Raw genomic sequence first — 19,215 nt, forward strand, 5'->3', positions numbered from 1 at the left:
CTAATGGCTAGTCGCCTTTCACGATTAATCTATTGAGCTATTAACCATAAACCTAGCGTAAGCCGCTGAGAAACTCATGCCTTGTCGCTGGATTGGACTTAAAGATCCCACCTAATGCAGTAGTAGTGGTTTCACTTGTTGCATCCATCACTCCACGTGATTTAACGCAGTAATGCACCGCATCCATCGTTACTGCAACATCTTCTGTCTCAAGCAAGGTTTGCAATGCGACTAGAATCTGTTGTGTCATCCGTTCTTGCACCTGAGGGCGCTGAGCGAAGAAACGTACGATACGATTAATTTTTGATAATCCGATGATTTTTCCACGTGGTATATAAGCCACCGCTGCTTTGCCATCTATTGTGACTAAGTGGTGCTCACACGTGCTGGTTACCGTAATGTCCTTTACTCTAACCATTTCACTAACGTTCATCTTATTCTCGATGACGGTGATTTTTGGAAAGTTTGTGTAGTCTAAACCTGAAAACACTTCATCAACATACATCTTGGCGATGCGTTGAGGCGTCTCCTCTAAACTATCGTCAGTAAGGTCTAGCTCGAGCAGAGACAAGATTTCACGCATATGGTGTTCAATCTTTTCTTTTTTCTCTTCTCGGCTTACATCATTAGGACGCATCGGCGTCTCTAATCCACGGCTTGATAGCGCATCTTTAACCAACAGAGCTGATTCGCTAAGACCTGACATTCGCATTCCTCTTGATTTACCCCTTTTGGATGGCAGACAAGCATACTCGCAATCTTGAATAATTACACCCCTATTTTGGTGAGGGGCATTGCACTGAAGTGATGAATACCAACACCTGTGGAGTATATTGCCAGGGCTAAATTTATGCTAAAGTACTCGGCGATAACACTCTAATAATGACAAGTACCAAAGGATTCTTATATGGGCTGCTGTGACGCTCCGGGCTTAATGCCTATTGAAGACGCGCTAGACAAAATGCTTTCGCGTATCTCTCCTATTCAAACGACCCTACAACTACCTCTTGCTGATGCTTTAGGCTATGTCCTAGCTGAAGACGTTTTATCTCCAATTTTTGTTCCACCTTTTGATAATTCTGCAATGGATGGTTATGCAATAAAACTCGCTGATCTTGAGCGTTCCAATATATTACCGCTTGCTGGTAAATCTTTCGCCGGACTTCCATTTGAAGGTGAATGGCCTGCTGGAACCTGCATCCGTATCATGACAGGCGCAAAAATCCCTGAGGGCTGTGATGCTGTTATCATGCAAGAAAATACCGCAGTAACAGATCTTGGCATTGAAATTAAACAAGAGAACATCAAACCACAAAACAATATTCGCCCTACCGGTGACGACATCAAACAAGGTGACATCGTTCTAGAAAAAGGGGTAAGACTTACTCCACGCGATATCCCAATGATCGCCTCTCTTGGCTTTAGTCATCTAAACGTCATTGCCAAACCTAAAGTGGCTTTTTTCTCTACTGGTGACGAGTTAAAATCATTGGGTGAGACGTTGGAAGATGGTCAAATATACGATAGCAATCGCTACGGTATTAAGCCGCTCATCGAAGGTTTTGGCTGCGAAGCGATTGACCTTGGAATCATTCCAGACTGCCAAGACACGTTACGAGCAACATTTGAAAAAGCACAAAAAATGGCTGATGTGGTTGTCACTTCCGGCGGTGTAAGTGTCGGCGAAGCGGATTACACCAAAGACATACTCGAAGAACTTGGGGAGATCGGCTTTTGGAAACTTGCGATTAAACCGGGCAAGCCTTTTGCTTTTGGCGCTCTAGATGATGCATGGTTCTGTGGGTTGCCAGGAAACCCGGTTTCAGCCATTTTGACCATGTATGTTTTAGTTCAACCTATGCTAGCGAAACTTGCAGGCCATACTCATTGGCAAGCACCTGAATCCATCCCTGCCATTACAAAAACGGCATTCAAAAAAGGCCCGGGCCGAACTGATTACCAACGCGGGATCTACACCATCAAAGATGGCCAATTTGAAGTTGAATCAACAGGCAACCAAAGCTCTGGTGCATTTCGTTCAATGAGTCTTGCTAACTGCTTCGTCGTTATTGAACGTGACAGAGGCAATGTTCAAGTGGGTGAAACCGTTCAGATCCAGCAGTTTAACTCTACGCTTTATTAAGGAATTGAGAGTTGGAAATATTATCTGACCAAGAGATGCTTCGCTACAATCGTCAAATCATCCTCAAACAGTTTGATTTTGATGGACAAGAAGCCCTAAAGCAGAGCTCAATTTTGATCCTTGGTGCTGGTGGCTTAGGTTGTGCCTCTTCTCAATACCTTGCCACTGCGGGGGTTGGAAAAATCACCTTGATTGATGACGATGTCGTTGAACTGTCGAATTTACAACGTCAAGTTCTACACAGTGACGCAGACATTGGTCGTTTGAAAGTCGATTCCGCTAAGGAGACACTTTTAACCCTTAACCCTCATATCATGGTTGATACGGTTTCTGAACGCTTAAACGATGAGCAGCTTAGACAACTTGTGGAATCGCACTCTTTAGTGCTCGACGCAAGTGACAACGTAGCAACTCGAAATCAACTGAACAGACTCTGCTTTGCGACTAAAACACCATTAGTTTCTGGTGCCGCTATTCGTATGGAAGGTCAAATTAGTGTATTCACTTATGATGATGAGAATCAGCCATGCTATCAATGCCTCAGTAGCCTATTTGGAACCGCTGCATTAAGTTGTGTTGAGGCGGGAGTAATGGCTCCTGTTGTCGGAATTATCGGGGCGACTCAAGCGCTAGAAGCCATTAAGGTATTAGCGAACTTTGGCCAGTCGAAGCAAGGAAAGCTATTGATCTTAGATGCGATGTCACTGACATGGCGTGAAATGAAATTATTCAAGCAGCCATCATGTCCGGTATGTAGCAAATAACGTCATCGATCCATCCAGTTTCATGGCTGGTAGCATTACTCCGTCACTCATCATTAAGCCTTAGTCTAATCGCTAAGGCTTTTTTCATATCTCCAATATTGATAATCAAATTGAGAATATAGAAAATATAAAAATAAAAGACATTGAAATCAAAAGGTTAAAAATGGCACGCAACTTGTAATAAGGAGTATACGTTAGAAGGAAAGGAAGATGACATGAGAATACTACCTATTGTTGCTTTATCATTGGCTACCTATGGAGGGGCGGCATTGGCAGCCCCATTCGATACTTGTCCAAGCAAAGCCTATTTATTCCAATCAAACCCAGTTCAAGTGTATGGCTTAAACTTAGTTACTGGTCAATCGACGCTGATACAAAGCGACACAGGCATGGATGTGAACATTAACGGTGTCGGGTTCGATTTTGAAAACCGCTATATCTATGGTTACGACACAACGAATAAACAAATCGTAAGGTTAGGCCACGACTTCCAAGCAGAGATCGTTAACACAGCTAATTTACCCACTGGCCACACTTTTTATGTGGGTGATGTTCACGACCAATATTATTACCTATACCGCACTGGAAAAGGGCTTTTTAGAATTGACTTGCGCCCACTTGAGAGTGATCCAACGGCCATTTTATTAGTAGAGCAGATCTCCTCTTCCGCTAGCCCAAAATTAACGGATTTCGCTTTCCACCCCGGTGATGGTTCTCTATATGGTATCGATAATAACAGCGGCGGTTTATATCGCTTTAATACGTCAACAGGCGCTGAAACTTACATCGGAGATACTGGCGAGCTAGGAACATTTGGAGCGGGTTACTTTGATGTCAACGGTTACTACTACGTATCTCGAAATCAAGATGGACAAGTCTACCGTATTGATTTATCCGACGATGCTCAAATAGCCGCCGGAAATGTCCCTGCGGTTAAATTTGCAGATGGTCCTTCATCTAGTCAAAACGATGGTGCACGTTGTGCAAATGCTCCTGTGATTGATGAAGACTCGACCATCGATTTTGGTGACGCTCCTGATAGCTATCAAACTACGCTTGCCAGTAATGGCCCACGACACCAAATCGATGGTATGACTTGGTTAGGCAACTCAGTACCAGACGGAGAACAAGATGGTTTTGTGTCCCCTTTAAGTGATAACACTTCTGGCAGTAATGATGAAGATGGAATCGGATTTGTTACCGCTCTAGAAACTGGTTTTGACTCCATTATTATTGCCAATGCTTCAATCTCTGGTTACTTGTCTGCATGGATAGACTGGAACCAAGATGGTGATTTCGACGATGAAAACGAGAAGGTATTTTCAGACAAGGAGCTCACTGCTGGCACGAATCAACTGCTGCTGAATGTCGATATCAATGCCCTAAACGGTAACACATGGGCTCGATTTCGTTTCAGTCAACAAACAGGACTTAATTACAACGGAGGCTCTACCTCTGGAGAAGTGGAAGACTATCAAATCAACGTTCTCAATGATGGGGCCACTGCTCGATACTTCCCAAGCGAATTTGGCTACGCGACCCTCGCTTATGAAGATAACTGGCCCTATACCGCAGATTACGATATGAACGACGTCGTCATGTTCTACCACATCACCGAAATTGTTAAAGAGAATAAGGTGGTTAAATCAACCATTAAAGGCCGATTTGCAGCTTATGGCGCAGACTATAAAAATGGATTTGCTGTTAGATTAGCTGGATTGTCTCGCTCTGAGATTGATACGGCTCGAACCTTCCAACAGCATAACGGTGCAATCAATGAAGATAGCGGATTGGAGCTGGATGCCAACGAAGCAATATTTATTATATCGAACGATTTAACGTCTAAGATTTCAACAAATTGCAGTTACTATCGAACCATTAATAGCTGTAAAGACTCCGAAGCTTTTGCTTTCAACTTAAGTATTACATTGAAAGAAGATGCTGATGTCTCTTCTCTTATGGGAATGCCATATGACCCATTCATCTTTGCCTCACCAGGAACCTATCATGGGCAGGGCTTGCCCAATCACCCCGGTCGTAGCTACGAGATACATTTAGCCGACCAGGCCCCAACAGAGAAATTTGATACCGATAACTTAGCCGGCCTTGGTGTCGATGTCAGTGATGAAAGTTCAGGTGTTTACTTTAAGACAGCGTCAAATTTACCTTGGGCGCTACTCATTACCGATGAATGGGAATGGCCGACAGAACGTACCGACCTTGTAACGGCCTATCCGAGTTTTGCCGAGTATGCGCAATCTGGTGGCAGTAAAAACACTGATTGGTTTGAGTCATCAAATGCTATACAAAATAAATACTATCAACCATAAGGGTATCGATTATGAAAAACTTACTGACTGTAACAACGCTAACTCTTATTCTTATGGGATGTGGGGGCGGAGGAGGAGGTGGGGGTGGAAGCTCTGAAGGCGGTAATAGCACCGCCACTCCGGCAGAAAGTACCTTAACGACCTCTGAGCTAATTGTTCCTGATGGGTTTGACTACAACCCAATAGACGATTTTCAGCTCAAGCTTGATTTAAGCAGTGAGACCACACAACGTGCATACGTATCTGTCTACCATCAATTTAGCACCGATAATAGCGCAGCCATACAAGCGAATTATTCAAGTCGCATCGCATCAGCTTCATTGCAAGAAGGTAAAAGCACCATCAACTTTACAGTACCAAATGCAAAAAAAGAGTTGTTAGTCGAAATATGGTTTTATGATGGTTCGCCCCCTAAACAGCAGGTTTTTTCTACCACGAACCGCCAATTAATTTGGTAATCAATTTCATGGGAAGTTGGACAATAGTGCCGCTTCCCTAGTTTTTCTTCCCATTCCCCCCAGTAAATAAGTTATGTTTCTCACATCTAAGCAAAAAATGTCACTTACTACCAAATCAATACTTGCTTCACTATTTTGAATAGCTACCATGGTATCACAAACAGCGTACTGAAAAGCTTCATGAGGTTAAATGGCAGAATTAAAGAAAAACATCTGGACTATGTATACAGTTGTTTTAATTGCGACCATGTTGTTATTCGGAATATTTTGCCACTCTCGTTACCAAGTAATAGAACAGCAAGCGACAAATGATCAAATATTACAGTTAGAGCTTTTTGTTAATTCAACAAACTCGCTTTTAAAGGGTCAAGAAACACTGCTAGAGCTAATGGGACAACAAATAATCTCTCAAGATGATTATACTCGAACCGCCTCATTACAAATTCGTCCCCTCCTTAATAAGTTGCTGGAGTTGCACCCAGCAATAGAAGCTTTTGGCCTTACCAACCCTGAAGGCACTTTCATCGCAGTCAGTTCAAACCTTGAGTTATCTGCGATGCCTAATCTATTAGAGCATAAACCCAGTCATGACGATTTTCTCAATGCTCTCAATAGTAACTCAGTTGTCGTAGGGAAAACTTATGTCGTACCGTCATTAGAAAAGCCTGTCATCCCCATCCGAAAAGCGTTACGAGAGGCATCAGGTGAAGTTAAAGCATTGATGACCGCAGGGCTTAAAATCCAAAGCACAATGGTGCTCAATAATACAAGCCACCTAAACTCATCCAACTCATTGCAATTAGTACGTGAAGATTTGTACCCTCTTTATATCTCTGCGGATAATTATCCAGAAGATTGGTACAAAACCCCCATGCCTATAGAAAATTACCAGTCTGGTATTGCCAAAATAAGCGAAAAGTACGGACTTTCAGAGGCTGAAATCAAGAAATCAGCTCGGTCTTACACCATCAATATCGATTACCCAGGGCAGAGTTTTCTTACTTCCGTCTGCTTTATTCCTGAATTTAACATTTGGGCGATGTCTCAAACCGACCGCAAATTTCTAGAGCAACAATTTTATTCTGAGTTTGTATTCTTATCTTCTGTATTTTTAATGATACAAATTTGTTTCTACACTCTCGTTCGATCTATCGCAAAAAATGACAGAAAAACACGTGAAAAGCTTCTGTATCAGGCAACTCACGATCATTTGACAGGATTGCCAAACCGTCCTTACCTTTCTGACTCTCTTAGTCAATGGCTAGATTTACCAAGCGAAACCTTCTATCTGCTCTACATCGATATCGATAATTTCAAAAGTGTTAACGAAGCTCACGGCCATACTTTTGGTGATAAGATTCTTATCGACATCTCTGAGCGTTTGAAAACATGTGTTACCCCTTCGGATATTTTAATCAGAAAAGTCAGTGATGAATTCATCGTCATGGTTAAAAAGCATAATGTTCAAGACCTACGAAAATTTGCCGACAATATACAAGACAAACTTTCCAAGCCTTACACCATAGATGGTAACCAATTTCTATTAGGCAGCAGTATTGGGATAGCAACTTACCCTGAACACGGTGGGAATTTAGATGAACTGCTAAGAGCCGCAGACATTTCTATGTTTCAGGCTAAAAAAGAACGTAACGCATCGATAATGTTCAACTCGGAAATGCAAGCGCAACACCTTAAAACGATGGCAATTGAACAAAAACTAAGACTGGCCATTGAAAACCAAGAGCTATTCATGGTTTATCAGCCTCAATTTGATATGGAAGGCAACCTATACGGTGTTGAAGCTCTCGTTCGTTGGATTGACACAAAACTCGGATTCGTTCCACCGAACGTTTTCATTCCAATTGCTGAAAAATCTGGGTTAATGCCTAAATTAGGCAAGTTTATTATTGAACGAAGCCTGAGCGATATCAGCCAGTTACCACAAGCAATGTCCAATGATTTAAGGTTGTCACTCAACATTTCAGAGAGACAATTCATGCAAGTTGATTTTGTTCCTCATCTCATGAAATCTTTGAGCTACTCAAAGTTCAATGCGAATAATTTGACCATTGAAATTACAGAAAATCTATTTATTGAAGATCTCGATTATGTAAAACCGATTTGCGAGCAACTGCATCAATTAGGCATTAAGATTTCTCTCGATGATTTTGGTACTGGCTACTCTTCATTAAGTATGCTGAAAGCACTACCGATTGATGAATTGAAAGTCGATAAGAGTTTCATTGATAATATCCATAGTGATCACCAATCTTTGACGATGGTAAAAAACATCATCGCAATTGGGAAAATATTTGAAATGGTCGTTCTCGCTGAAGGCGTTGAAACAAATGACCAAAAGAACGTACTAAAAGAGTGTCAGTGCGATTTACTACAAGGTTATCTCTACTCTAAACCAATCTCACCTGAAGAGCTTAAAGCATTTACCCTAGAAAAAATGAAACAAACTGCACTATAAAATAATGGGAATGATATCGATATCATTCCCTTCTCTCTTAAATGGTGGTTTGATTCATTCTATTGAGCTGCTTTCCTAACGCTTAAAATGATCATGCTCTTATATACTTCATAGTTTTGGATTTAAGAAACATATCTAGGCTCCTGAGCATTTCAGCACGTTAGGATTCAGATCTTTTGCTCTCTTTCATCTGCTCATCTAAATTCAATACGGTCAAAGCATTACTTACGCTAGTTGCAATCACATCAATAACGCCACTTCTCAACGCACCAAGTAGCGCTAATGGTTTACTATTTTCTGCCACAATCGCAATCACTTCCGAGATCGGTCGAAACTCTTCAATACTCAACCCAATAACACGATCACTCATGACCGTATTCGCGGCATTGCCATCAATATTGAAAAAATCGTGCCCTGCAAAATCACCTACAACTCCTTGTTGCAAGCGCGACTGCACCACTTCATCTGGTGTAAACCAGCCGAGATCAACCATGTAGCTATTTTCACTCATGTCACCAATACCAACTAATGCAACATCCGCTTTACGAGCTAAATCTAAAGTCTGCTTAACCGTTCCATTTTGCATGAAGGCCATTTTCTGATCTTTATTCTCCGCATAAGCAGGTGCATAAAGTGTTTCAGATGTACCCCCATATTTTTTCGCTAGTTGTCGGCAGATATGATCAGCGTTGAACATTCCGCCCCGCGGGTGAATACCTCCGATACCACATACGAATTTACAATCCCGCGGTGTTATTACCCCTATATGGTGAGCAACCGATGAAACATTTCTGCCTTGCCCTACTGTTACCACCATTCCGTTTTTTAACGTGCTAGTCAGGTAGTTTGACACCAAACCTGACACTTGGAGACGCTGCTGCTCTTCATTAGGTTGGTCTAATGCGATAAGCGCTCTTTTAACACCAAATCGCTCAATTAGCCTTTGCTCGATTTTGGCACTAAATACAGGGTGATATTTTACCGTAATTTCAACGATCCCTTCATCTCTAGCTTGTTTAAGCATACGGCCAACTTTAGCTCTTGAAATCGAGAATTTTTTTGAAATCTCTTCTTGAGTGGCACCGTCTTGATAGTAAGCTACGGAGATCTCAGTAAGGAGATCGGTATTATCTAAAGAAACATCTTGGCTATTATTACTCATATCCAATTCTCATAAATATTAAAAATGACATACCCAATCACTATCTTTTTAGTGTGTAATTTATAAAAAATAGCATTTGGGTATGGCCTAAAGGTGTTCATATGCTCAGGGGGTAATCATATGTCAACACATTATGGTAATGCAACATTTGCCCATAGCCATTACAAATACTCATACAAATTCTACAGGTACTTGGTTGCCATGCAGCCCTTACAAATACTGGGCAAACGTTTATCTGAGTTGAGCCATGTGAGAGCGATTAAAAATACTTGATTTAAGTCATCATATGTTAGATTCAGTAATTGACTTTATCTCCAGATAAGATAAATATGGACACATCATTTACTCAGTGTTCGAACAAATGCTCAGCGCAATTGTTTAAACCGAAAAATTTTCAAGTTTATTGATGATTCTCTATTAAGCTTAACGAAACTTGAGCTTTATAAATCAACAATTAACTCGCTTTCAAATGCCCTGTTCACTTTACAGTAAAGTGACTAAGCCCAGAGAAATAGGATGATCAACATGAGCAATAAATTAGAGCAACTTCGTAAACTAACCACTGTTGTAGCTGACACTGGTGATATCGAAGCAATTAGCAAATACACTCCAGAAGATGCAACAACTAACCCTTCTCTAATTCTTAAAGCGGCTCAAATTGAAGAGTATGCACCTCTAATCGACGCTTCTATTGAATACGCTAAAGCTCAAAGCTCAGATAAAGCACAACAAGTTCAAGATACTTGTGACATGCTTGCTGTAAACATCGGTAAAGAAATTCTTAAAGTTGTTCCTGGTCGTATCTCAACAGAAGTTGACGCACGTCTTTCTTACGATATGGAAGGCAGTGTTGCTAAAGCTCGTCAGCTTATCAAAATGTACAACGACGCTGGCATCACTAACGATCGCATTCTTATCAAACTTGCTTCTACTTGGGAAGGTATCCGCGCTGCTGAGATCCTAGAGAAAGAAGGCATCAACTGTAACCTAACGCTACTTTTCTCTTTCGCTCAAGCTCGTGCATGTGCTGAAGCTGGCGTATTCCTAATCTCTCCTTTCGTTGGTCGCATCATGGACTGGTACAAAGCGAAAGAAGGTCGTGATTTCGAAGCTTCTGAAGATCCAGGTGTTATCTCTGTAGCTGGTATCTACAACTACTACAAAGAGCACGGCTACAACACTGTTGTTATGGGCGCGAGCTTCCGTAACATCGGCGAAATTCTTGAACTTGCTGGCTGTGACCGCCTAACAATCGCTCCTCAACTTCTTGCTGACCTAGAAGCTGCTGAAGGCGACGTTGTAGAGAAACTAATTGACTCTAACGGTAATAAAGAGCGTCCAGCAGCAATGACTCACGCTGAATTCCTATGGGATCACAACCAAGACCCAATGGCAGTTGAGAAACTAGCTGAAGGTATCCGCAACTTCGCAGTAGACCAAGGTAAACTGGAAGTAATGATTGAAGCTAAGCTTTAATCTTAAAGAATTCAAATGAGAGGAGCAGTTTTGTTCCTCTTTCTTTTACAAACTTAAATTTTCGGATGTACTATGAACCGTAAACCTCTAGCTAACGCTATTCGTGCTCTAAGCATGGACGGTGTACAACAAGCAAACTCTGGCCACCCAGGCGCTCCTATGGGTATGGCTGACATCGCTGAAGTTCTTTGGCGTTCTCACCTAAACCACAACCCAGCAAACCCAGAATGGGCAGATCGCGACCGTTTTATTCTTTCTAACGGCCACGGTTCAATGCTTATTTACTCTCTACTTCACCTTGCTGGTTACGAGTTATCGATTGAAGATCTTAAAAACTTCCGTCAACTACACTCTAAAACGCCAGGTCACCCAGAGTACGGTTACGCACCAGGTATCGAAACAACGACTGGCCCTCTAGGCCAAGGCATTACTAATGCTGTTGGTATGGCAATGGCTGAAAAAGCACTTGCTGCACAGTTCAACAAAGAAGGCCACGACATCGTTGATCACTTCACTTATGCATTCATGGGTGATGGCTGTCTAATGGAAGGTATCTCTCACGAAGCATGTTCTCTAGCAGGCACGCTTGGTCTTGGTAAGCTTGTTGCTTTCTGGGATGACAACGGTATCTCTATCGATGGTGAAGTTGAAGGTTGGTTCTCTGACGATACTCCTAAGCGTTTTGAAGCTTACGGCTGGCATGTAATCCCAGCAGTAGATGGCCACGATGCAGACGCAATCAATGCCGCTATCGAAGCAGCAAAAGCAGAAACAGGTCGCCCTACTCTAATTTGTACTAAAACTATCATCGGTTTTGGTTCTCCAAATAAAGCAGGCACACACGACTGTCACGGCGCACCTCTAGGCCACGACGAAATTAAAGCAGCAAAAGCACAACTTGGTTGGGAGCACGATTCTTTTGAAATTCCGTCGGAAATCTACGCAGAGTGGGATGCGAAAGAAGCAGGCGCAACTAAGGAAGCAGCGTGGAACGAGAAATTTGCAGCTTATGAAGCAGCATACCCTGAGCTGGCAGCTGAATTCAAACGCCGCGTAAATGGCGACCTTCCTGCAGAATGGGAAGAGAAAGCATCAGCAATCATTGCCGATCTTCAAGCTAACCCTGCAAACATCGCATCACGTAAAGCTTCTCAAAATGCTCTAGAAGCGTTTGGTGCAATGCTACCTGAATTCATGGGCGGCTCTGCTGACCTTGCGCCTTCTAACTTGACTATGTGGTCTGGTTCTAAGTCGCTAACAACTGAAGATTTCTCAGGTAACTACATCCATTACGGTGTACGTGAATTCGGTATGACAGCAATCATGAACGGTATTGCTTTGCACGGTGGTTTCGTACCATACGGCGCAACATTCCTAATGTTCATGGAATACGCTCGTAACGCATTGCGTATGTCTGCTCTGATGAAAGTTCAGAACATTCAAGTTTACACGCACGATTCAATCGGCCTAGGTGAAGATGGTCCAACTCACCAACCTGTTGAGCAAGTTGCTTCTCTACGTCTAACTCCAAACATGAGCACATGGCGTCCATGTGACCAAGTTGAGTCAGCGGTTGCTTGGAAACTAGCAATTGAACGTAAAGACGGTCCTACAGCTCTTATCTTCTCTCGTCAAAACCTTGCACAGCAAGAGCGTGATGCAGAGCAGCTAGCAAACATCGCTAAGGGTGGTTACATCCTGAAAGATTGCGCAGGCAAGCCAGAGCTTATCCTTATCGCAACGGGTTCTGAAGTTGAACTTGCAACTGAAGCTTACGCTCAGCTAACGGCTGAAGGTAAGAAAGTTCGCGTTGTTTCAATGCCAGCAACAGATGCATTTGACAAGCAAGATGAAGCTTACCGTGAATCAGTACTTCCTTCGGACGTAACAGCTCGTATCGCTATCGAAGCAGGTATTGCTGACTTCTGGTACAAGTACGTTGGTTTCGGTGGTAAGATCATCGGTATGACAACGTTCGGCGAATCTGCACCTGCTGACCAGCTGTTCAAAATGTTTGGTTTCACTACTGAAAACGTAGTAAACACAGCAAAAGAGCTACTAGCTTAACTCTAATTGTGGCTTAATTAGCAAAGCTGAATAAGCATCATCAAATCCCTACATTGAAAAATGTGGGGATTTTTTATATCGAGAGCACAGCATTTTCTCCTTATTTCTGGGTCTATAGGCACATGCTAAGCATGACATTAGATCTTATGATGTTATCATTTTATTAATAAATATAATTTAATACCAATCACAGTAAGTAGATGGTCATAAAAAGCGCAGGAAAAATGCTTGAGAACAAGGCAGAAATTTTCGATAAGTAGTTATTCTACAATCAAAATTTCTAACGCCGTTATCGAGTATTTTAACAAGCTAGGATGACCAGTTATTTACTACGATTGGTATAAGCGTAGGACACGGAATGCACACTCTTAAACGGTTTTTCTATGAGCTAGCGAAAGAAATACGTGATGTAATTTATACTCTTTCTAAAATAATGATCCCAATTATAATAATTATTAAGATCATCGAAGAGTGTGGTGGCATCATCATATTGAGCGACTTACTGGGTCCTCTGATGAATAACGTTGGGCTGCCAAGCGAGATGGGCCTCGTTTGGGCGACAACACTGCTTACGAATATTTATGCAGGTCTTATTATTCTAGTGAACCTTGATATTCCACTGACTGTGGCACAAAGTTCAATTCTTGGAAGCATGCTTCTTCTCTCCCACTCCCTTCCCATTGAGGGGGCTATTGCTAAAAAAGCGGGGGTCAATTTATGGGTAACGCTAACCATTCGAATTGGTGGTAGCTTATTTTTAGCTTGGCTACTTCACCTCACTTATGATGCAACTGGCGCGTTATCTCAACCCGCTCAAATATTATGGAAGCCTGACATTAACCCCGATACCAGTTATCTCGCATGGAGTATTGATCAAGCCAAGAACTTATTGATGGTTTATGTCGTAATAGCCGCACTTCTTTTCAGTTTGAAAATTCTCAAGTTGCTTGGCATTGAAAAAGTCATGGCACTTCTATTAAAACCATTTTTACGTATTTTAGGTATCAGCAAAGAAGCGACAAACTTAACCATTATTGGCATCACGTTAGGGCTTTCATTCGGTGGTGGCTTGTTGATTAATGAAGCTCAGAAAGGTCATATAAAAGCGAGAGATGTATTTACTTCAATCATGCTGTTGAACCTTTTACACAGCTTGATCGAAGATACGCTGGTCGTTCTATTGATCGGCGCCGATTTCAATACAATTTTCTGGGGACGAATCGTTTTCGCAATCAGTATTATCGCTGTAGTTGCCGCCATTGTGCGCAGACTCAATAGCGGTTTCTGTGAACGATATTTTTACAAAAGTGTTGTACCTAACACTTAGCACTTAGCACTTAGCACTAAACGCTTACAGACCTTATCGTTTGACTTCTGATAATTCTCGAAACCAAAAGAGTCATACCACGGCTCTTTTGGTTTATGTGTTTGAAACACTCTCTTTGTGCTACCCCGCAATCTCCTTTTTAATATGGTGCTTTGTATTAACAACAAAAATGGCAATCACGGCAAATACAAAGGGCAATACGTATAAGTTTAAGTTTTGCCAACCGACTGTCGATTCCAACCAACCACTTAATAGTGCCGTAACCGTTACGCAGCTGAATACAAAAAGTTCATTGAACGCTTGAGCCTTTGCCTTATTTTGCTCTTTATAGGATTGGCTAAATAACCCTGTTGCGGAGATAAACATAAAATTCCAGCCAACACCAAGTAATACCAGCGCTAATCTAAAGTGCCAAATAGATTGTCCATGTAGATTGATCGCGATACAGCCTATAAAGAGCATACCGCCTATCAGGATAATCAGTCGTGGACCATATCGCTCAACTAACTTCCCTGTAAAAAAGGCAGGAACAAACATACCAAGCACATGCCATTCAATTACTCCTGCAGCCTTGGTGAAATTAAACCCACAACCGATCATCGCTAAAGGTGTTGCTGTCATCAAAATATTCATCACAGCATACGCGACCATTGCAGCAAAAACGGCCACCATAAAATTCGGCTGAGTGATGATATCTTTTAAGGGTTCTGACCGAATCGATTGGCTTCTCTCTGCTGGCTTGGGAAATTGAATGGTTTGGAGTAAGAGTAATGCTAAAAAATTCAAAACGATCAATGACGCAAATGCGCCAACATATAATCCATCAGACGACCATTGTTGGGAATAGATCGCGAGGTTAGGACCTAACACTGCTGCCAATACACCACCAGCCATAGAAATTGAGATGGCCCGATGCCGAGCATGCGCATCACACACTTCTATCGCAGCAAAACGGTACAAAGTTCCAAAACCGATGCCAACGCCGAGCAAAAATGTTCCGACACAAAAAATCCAAAATAAATGGTGGTACAAAGAGAATGTCACCAGAGACGCTCCTAAAATACCAACGAGATTACCGATACTAAAACCACGCTTTCTTCCCAACTTACCCATAATCATTGATGCTGGAATCGTTGCAGACATCAAGCCCAGAAATTGCAACGCAACAGGTAGAGTAATCATGCTTGGCGAGGGTGCGATTTGCTGCCCAATAAGACCAATCACCGAGATCAATAAAATATTGCCCGTCATTAATAGAGCTTGGCAAAGTGACAATAGCCACACGTTTCGATTCATTTATGCCGTATCCTTACCTTCAATAATTCGCCTTTAAAAACAATAACCACCATGCTGACGGAGTTATCATTAGATGTCGACATAAATTGTTACTAATATGTTTCTTTATGGAAGGTTTTTAACAGGCAAAAAAAAGCCCCGCCATTTCAGAAATCAAATTCACTGAAAATAAAACAGGGCCTGTGACGGATGTAGAATAATGTTAAACCGTCTCTCCATGAGTCACTGCTTTACGGAGATCTTTGGCACTTGGCCACGTATAAACCAACTCATTGACTTTGTTACCACAAGGCGCATTCCACAGGCGGTCTACCGACTTCTGCCCACCGAGAGATTCATAAAATTCAACTGCTGGGTGGTTTTCAGCCATCACCTCTAAATAAACACCTGAATCTGAAAAGTACTGCTCGATCCACGCTGACATCTCACCCAACAGTTTTGAACCTAACCCACGCCCATGATAATTCTCATCGATATGCAGTGCATCAATGATGGTTCCGCGTTCAAAGTCATGATTACCGAAGGCACAGATGAAGCCACACAACAAACCGCCCTCTTCTATTAGCAAAACATGCTGGTTAAAAGGTGGGTTAATCAACCGCGTTTGCCAGATAACTAAACGGTCATCGAGTACATCATGCTCAAGATACTCATCACCAAGAATCCCTTTGTAATACTGCTTCCAACTCTGAGCGTGAAGCTGAGCAATGCGCTCATAATCCTTATATTCCGCTACTTTTAATTCCATTTAATAGTCCTTATTACCTCAGATACAGCGTTCTATTCACATTTAATACTATTCACCCATCAATTAAAAGCAAAACATTCTAATCACATTTATAACAATCCCATTTGACTTACACGTGTACGCTGATATTCTAGCGTACGCTCGTAAGCTCAAACCATATTGAATGGTAGTAAGCTGTAAAAGAGCACAACTCTATTTTTTGTCGTGACGACGATAATAGTTGTCTAACAAAATGATCATTACTGAATGACTTAACCACTAAGTTATTCTTACCTATATACTGTTACTCACGGAAACTGACACATGGAATCAAGTAAAAAGCCGCCAATTATGTGGCTTAATGTCTTCATTTTCTCTTTTAGTATGCTTCTTGCTGCTGTTGTCGCCCCTTGGTATGGCATGACTTTCGGCTATGGTGTGGAGCATTGGGTTTGGCTGCTCATCTGTTTTTGTTTCTGTAACTTATCCATCACCACAGGGTATCACCGTCTTTGGTCGCACAAAGCGTTTGAATCTCACGCAATCCTACGAGTACTGTTTGCTCTTGGCGGCGCATTTGCCTTGCAAAATAGTGCCTTACACTGGTCTTCTGATCATCGTGTCCATCACAAACACGTTGATAATAATGATAAAGATCCCTACTCTGCAAAACTTGGGTTCTGGTACTCACATATTGGTTGGATGATCCGTAACTACACTGAAGCAAGCTATTTTGACTATGAAAACTGTCGAGATTTGAAAAAAGATAAAGTACTCATGTGGCAACACAAACACTATATTCTTCTTGCTGTTATCATGAACTTTGGCATTCCCATTGCGCTTGGCCTTTTCTATGGCGACGTGTGGGGCATGTTATTAATGGTTGGCGCCGTACGTTTGGTGCTAAATCATCACACCACTTTCTTCATCAACTCTCTTGCTCATATTTGGGGAAGTCAACCTTACACTGATAAAAATACGGCCCGAGATAATGGCTTTCTGGCTTTTCTGACATTTGGTGAGGGCTACCATAATTACCATCATATCTTTGAGAATGATTATCGTAATGGTATTTACTGGTGGCAATATGATCCAACGAAGTGGCTTATCAAATCATGTTCATTGCTTGGCCTTGCGGGAAAACTACGTAAAACACCGCAAGCGAGAATTGAAAAAGCCCGCGCTCAGATGTCATTGAAATTAGCACAAGACAAAATCGCTAACCTTCCAAACAGACAACAGATTTCTGAAAAATTGCAACATGAGTTTGACTTGCTGGTAGAGCAGATGAATGAGTATTACGCGGTAAAAAAACAGTTAATCGAGAATAGAAAAGACAGTGTGGTGAAGAAGTACGAACACTCTCTTCTAAAAGTTCGCTATGAATTGATCCAGAAAAAGTTCGAACAACAGAAACTAAATTGGTCACAAATGGTGGCACAATACGCTTAGTGTACTAGGCAGTTCATTGTTAACTAAAAAACTAAAACGATGCTTTATGTGGCATCGTTTTTTTGCACTATGTCTTAGAGCAAATGCCTTAAAGCAAATCTCTTAACGCCATCTATTTTAAAGCAAATACCTTAAAGTAGATGCCGTACTGGATTAGAGTACTTGCTTGCCCAATTTCAAGGTTGCTGCAATGTTTCGTGCCGTACGGACTAGATTTAATTCTGCTTCTTCAAGTACCTGTGATAAAGGCTGGGGAGAACGAACGGTACCGAATACACAGTCAATGCTACTGTAAAGTGCTTTAACATCTTTACCTAGTGATCCAGCAATGCCAATCACTGGAATCCCCTTATCTTGCGCTCGCTTAGCCACACCATAAGGCGCTTTGCCTTGTAGCGTCTGATCATCCATCTGACCTTCACCAGTAATCACCAAATCGGCATTATCCAATATCAGGTCAAAATCTAATGTGTCTAACACCATTTCAATCCCTGCCTTTATTTGAATATCAAACGCTAAGCTCAGCCCCATCGGAGTGCCTCCAGCAGCGCCGAAGCCGCTTACCGTGAGTGCATTTATCCCATTGACAGATTCTCCACACTTTGCAAATTGCTTTAATGCTAAATCAAGAGCTTGCAGATCATCTTTATTCGCTCCTTTTTGCAGGCCAAAAATGTAACTTGCGCCATTTTTACCACACAGCGGGTTATCAACATCGCAGGCAAGAATAAGCTCTACCTCTGAGCAGCGATGATGTAAGTTGGATAGATCAATGGCTTTGAGATCCTTAAGTGCAATCCCACCGACAGGTAAATCATTACCTGAATCGTCAAGTAAACGACCTCCTAGAGCTTGTAAAATGCCAGCGCCGCCATCATTCGTCGCACTGCCACCTAAGCCTAGAATGATCTTATCGACCCCTTGATCTAGAGCTTCTTTAATCACTATGCCAGTACCATATGTGCTCGCATCTCTGATATTGCGCTTTTCAGGAGCAATGATATCGATACCAGAAGCAGCAGCGACTTCAATTAATGCAGTCTTACCCATTTTATCTTTGAGTATTGCCCACATCACAGTGACTTCATTGCCAAGAGCATCCGTTGCTTTGCTGTACTGCTTATCTCCTGTTAATGCTTGAAGAAGTGCTTCTACCGTCCCTTCCCCCCCATCGGCAAGAGGAACTTTTACATATTCAGCATTAGGCAATTCCTGACAAAATCCGCGCTGAATCGCATCCGCAACCGACATAGCATCAAGTGATTCTTTAAATGAGTCAGGAGCAATTACTATTTTCATTTGGAGTCTCTATAATCCGGTGGTATTTGGGCTAAGGGATACTGTGATTAAAATGGTAAACGCAACAAGATAGCGCCCTAAAATTATTCTTACTTGCGAACTGAACAAAACATAATACAAAAACCACTATAGCTATACTTTTTCATACAGATCCTTTTGCATAGAGATCTAAGCTGCTCATGTTGGGGGAATGTATCCGATGATTTTTTAAATAGAATATTGTTTTTGAGTACATCTG

At 41.9% G+C, this 19,215-nt stretch carries 14 protein-coding genes; 9 read left to right on the top strand and 5 right to left on the bottom strand.

Going from position 1 to position 19,215, the window contains the following annotated elements; genetic code table 11:
* Positions 1-52: 52 nt before the first annotated feature.
* Positions 53-706 carry a GTP cyclohydrolase I FolE gene (gene folE, locus FCV43_RS12595; protein ID WP_017053242.1) on the bottom strand — a complete coding sequence of 218 codons (654 nt, stop codon included), beginning with the start codon at positions 704-706 and terminating at the stop codon, positions 53-55.
* A gap of 201 nt (positions 707-907) precedes the next feature.
* On the opposite strand from folE, the gene moeA reads away from it, so the two are divergent.
* From moeA to FCV43_RS12620, 5 genes are all read left to right on the top strand, one after another.
* Positions 908-2,143, top strand: coding sequence for a molybdopterin molybdotransferase MoeA (moeA, locus tag FCV43_RS12600; protein WP_136995388.1), 1,236 nt, complete (start codon positions 908-910; stop codon positions 2,141-2,143).
* An 11-nt stretch (positions 2,144-2,154) separates the two neighbouring features.
* A complete protein-coding gene (gene moeB / locus FCV43_RS12605; protein WP_136995389.1) occupies positions 2,155-2,907 on the top strand; it encodes a molybdopterin-synthase adenylyltransferase MoeB in 753 nt (250 codons plus the stop codon).
* A gap of 215 nt (positions 2,908-3,122) precedes the next feature.
* Entirely contained in the window at positions 3,123-5,237 is a 2,115-nt protein-coding gene (locus FCV43_RS12610) for an LruC domain-containing protein (protein WP_136995390.1), read from the top strand.
* 11 nt (positions 5,238-5,248) lie between these two features.
* Positions 5,249-5,695 (top strand): hypothetical protein, encoded by a 447-nt coding sequence (locus tag FCV43_RS12615; RefSeq protein WP_136995391.1) that lies wholly within the window; start codon positions 5,249-5,251, stop codon positions 5,693-5,695.
* Positions 5,696-5,885: 190 nt separating this feature from the next.
* Positions 5,886-8,171 carry a bifunctional diguanylate cyclase/phosphodiesterase gene (locus FCV43_RS12620; protein WP_136995392.1) on the top strand — a complete coding sequence of 762 codons (2,286 nt, stop codon included), beginning with the start codon at positions 5,886-5,888 and terminating at the stop codon, positions 8,169-8,171.
* A 160-nt stretch (positions 8,172-8,331) separates the two neighbouring features.
* Here the strand turns inward: FCV43_RS12620 and FCV43_RS12625 are convergent, their stop codons facing one another.
* On the bottom strand, positions 8,332-9,333 hold the full coding sequence (locus FCV43_RS12625) for a sugar-binding transcriptional regulator (RefSeq protein WP_136995393.1): 1,002 nt from the start codon (positions 9,331-9,333) through the stop codon (positions 8,332-8,334).
* A gap of 525 nt (positions 9,334-9,858) precedes the next feature.
* Between FCV43_RS12625 and tal the strand changes: the two genes are divergently transcribed.
* The 3 genes from tal to FCV43_RS12640 all read left to right on the top strand — a co-directional run bounded on the left by tal (position 9,859) and on the right by FCV43_RS12640 (position 14,203).
* Entirely contained in the window at positions 9,859-10,809 is a 951-nt protein-coding gene (gene tal / locus FCV43_RS12630; protein WP_136995394.1) for a transaldolase, read from the top strand.
* Positions 10,810-10,881: 72 nt separating this feature from the next.
* Entirely contained in the window at positions 10,882-12,876 is a 1,995-nt protein-coding gene (gene tkt, locus FCV43_RS12635) for a transketolase (protein ID WP_136995395.1), read from the top strand.
* Positions 12,877-13,234: 358 nt separating this feature from the next.
* Positions 13,235-14,203, top strand: a complete 969-nt coding sequence (locus FCV43_RS12640; protein WP_113798934.1) for a hypothetical protein — start codon at positions 13,235-13,237, stop codon at positions 14,201-14,203.
* A gap of 120 nt (positions 14,204-14,323) precedes the next feature.
* On the opposite strand, the gene FCV43_RS12645 is transcribed toward FCV43_RS12640, so the two are convergent.
* The gene (locus tag FCV43_RS12645; protein WP_136995396.1) at positions 14,324-15,499 is read right to left on the bottom strand and encodes an MFS transporter; all 1,176 of its coding nucleotides are present in this window, start codon (positions 15,497-15,499) and stop codon (positions 14,324-14,326) included.
* Positions 15,500-15,701: 202 nt separating this feature from the next.
* Positions 15,702-16,247: a GNAT family N-acetyltransferase gene (locus tag FCV43_RS12650; protein WP_017054675.1), complete on the bottom strand. Its 546-nt coding sequence runs from the start codon at positions 16,245-16,247 to the stop codon at positions 15,702-15,704.
* Positions 16,248-16,550: 303 nt separating this feature from the next.
* On the opposite strand from FCV43_RS12650, the gene FCV43_RS12655 reads away from it, so the two are divergent.
* The gene (locus tag FCV43_RS12655) at positions 16,551-17,678 is read left to right on the top strand and encodes an acyl-CoA desaturase (protein ID WP_136995397.1); all 1,128 of its coding nucleotides are present in this window, start codon (positions 16,551-16,553) and stop codon (positions 17,676-17,678) included.
* Positions 17,679-17,831: 153 nt separating this feature from the next.
* Here the strand turns inward: FCV43_RS12655 and FCV43_RS12660 are convergent, their stop codons facing one another.
* A complete protein-coding gene (locus tag FCV43_RS12660) occupies positions 17,832-18,977 on the bottom strand; it encodes a glycerate kinase (RefSeq protein ID WP_136995398.1) in 1,146 nt (381 codons plus the stop codon).
* Positions 18,978-19,215 lie beyond the last annotated feature (238 nt).

This window comes from Vibrio genomosp. F6, from assembly GCF_005146325.1.
GTDB lineage: Bacteria > Pseudomonadota > Gammaproteobacteria > Enterobacterales > Vibrionaceae > Vibrio > Vibrio cortegadensis.